The 2,020-nt window shown below is 57.5% G+C and carries 3 protein-coding genes; 2 read left to right on the top strand and 1 reads right to left on the bottom strand.

From position 1 onward, the window contains the following. Window positions 1-94: 94 nt before the first annotated feature. Complete coding sequence (locus tag DMB66_RS59630) at window positions 95-301, bottom strand: helix-turn-helix domain-containing protein (protein WP_125812569.1); 207 nt, start codon at window positions 299-301, stop codon at window positions 95-97. A 109-nt stretch (window positions 302-410) separates the two neighbouring features. Here DMB66_RS59630 and DMB66_RS59625 point away from each other — a divergent pair, with 109 nt between their 5' ends. Both DMB66_RS59625 and DMB66_RS59620 read left to right on the top strand, forming a co-directional pair. Next, entirely contained in the window at window positions 411-593 is a 183-nt protein-coding gene (locus DMB66_RS59625; RefSeq protein WP_125812678.1) for a hypothetical protein, read from the top strand. A gap of 338 nt (window positions 594-931) precedes the next feature. Then, a partial coding sequence (locus tag DMB66_RS59620) for an AIPR family protein (RefSeq protein WP_199753305.1) occupies window positions 932-2,020 on the top strand: 1,089 nt, incomplete at its 3' end.

Here is a 2,020-nt window from a genome sequence, read left to right as displayed (position 1 = left end):
TATCGCGGAGGTCCGGCCACATCCGTGGTGCGGCGGGCACGTCCGGGCCGACGCGTGCCGGTGATCGCCCGGCCTCGGCGCGATGACGAACGGGTTAGGTCTCGTCCGTGTTGAGATCGGGGCGGTTCGCGCGTAGCCACGCCTGAACGTCCGGCACTCGCCAGACCGTGATGCCGTTCTCCCACTCGTCGTACGAGTCTGGGAAGCCCTTGCGGCGCGTGAGGGAGTAGGCGTACTGCCGGGTGACGCCGAGTAGGTCGGCGACATCTCCGGTGGTGTACAGCTTCCCCTTGCGGCCCACGTGATCACGCTATGTACCCGCGAAGCTTACTGAGGGAGTTTACCTAGGACAGCTACCTGCGTAACCTGGTGAGTCCGAGGCCGTGCACATGTGCAGGAAGGCTTGACAGATGCGCTGGTATCTCACTCAGAAAGCCGTCGGAGAGCCCGAAATCGACGTACGCGACGATGATGAGGATCTGACGCTCGGCTACTCGATCATGCGTGAGCTGGCGCGCAGCGACGCGACGCTTGTGGAGATCGCCCCGGGGGTCTGGCGGCAGAGCAAGACGGACGACCTCTGCGACGACTGACCACCCCCTGCTCGGCATGGGGTGGGACGTAGACAACGCGCCTAGCGACCCGCCCGGCGAACGTCGAGCGCCTCGGTGCTGCTATCCGTGACGACCACACCGCCGCGAGCGCGGCCGGCGCCCTGCGTGACGCTGCTCGCTGTACCCCGAGCTGTTCCGGCAGCGACCCAACCGTGGCGGGCCGCCTGCTCGACGACGGAGCGGCGCACGGGGTGACACGATAACTCCGAGGCGTACTTTTGCGCGGATGAAGCTGGACTTGAAGTGCCTGATTAGTAGTAACTTAAAGGACTAGCCAGCGGCTCAGCGTTGGCGCCTGCTTTCTAAGCGGAGGTCCCTTGTCCACTAACGCGCAGCTTCTTCTTGACGGGATCATCGAGCAGCGACGTTCCGACATAGCGCCAACAATGGGCAAAAACGACTTCTTTCAGCTGTTCTGTCTCTCAGAATCATTGAAGAGCTATGACCTTAGCATCGACGAGATTCAAGACGCCTCTGTTGATGGAGGGAACGACGGTGGGATCGATGCTCTGTTTACGTTCATTGACGGAGATCCGCTCACAGACGATTATCGCCCTCGGCCACGCAAGGAAGTTGTGGTTGAGCTACTGATTGTTCAATGCAAGGACACTGAATCGTTCAGTGGCACGGCCATCGATAAGCTTATCTCTACCGTAAGTACGCTGTTCGACTACAGTAGGTCGGTAGAGGATCTCAGTAAGACTTACAACGAGAAGCTTACGAGGAAGGCGGGAGGCTTTCGAAGATTCCATCAGCAGAATATTACGCGAATCTCCAAGCTTGCTGTCCGCTTCTATTACTTTAGTCGCTCGGAACATGTATTTGAAACCCTGCGTGAACCCGTGGCCACATTAGAGGGTGCGGCAGCGCGACTTTTCCCGAATTCTTCGGTCGAGTTCAATTTCGTTGGTGCGAGCGAACTGCTGGAGTACTCCCGCACCGACAGGACGAAGAAGCTCGAACTTGCAGTACGAGAGGGTCCGATAGCGGTTAGCGAGGCAGGCTTCATTGCTCTCGTGTCGCTGTCCGACTACTTCAAGTTTGTGACCGACGAGAATCAGAATCGGCGTCGACACCTATTTCTGTCGAACGTTCGAGACTATGAGGGATCCGTCGAAGTAAATAGAGCGATTGAAGCCACACTTAGGGGTGAAGCTCCGGAAGATTTCTGGGTGCTTAATAACGGTGTCACTATACTGGCGGTGGCGGCGAGACCTGGCTTCAAGTCTCTGGTTCTTGAGGATCCGGTCATTGTAAATGGCCTGCAGACGACAATGGAAATTATCCAACATTTCCGACGCAGTCCTGGCGTAGATGACAGAATGCTCTTGCTGCGAATAGTAATTCCGCAGAACGACAAGAGTCGTGATCGTGTTATTGTGGCCACAATAGTCCTGAGTCGGAGA

This window comes from Actinoplanes sp. ATCC 53533 (assembly GCF_003947245.1).
The sequence above is the reverse complement of the archived record's forward strand: the minus strand, read 5'-3'. Positions and strand labels throughout refer to the sequence as shown.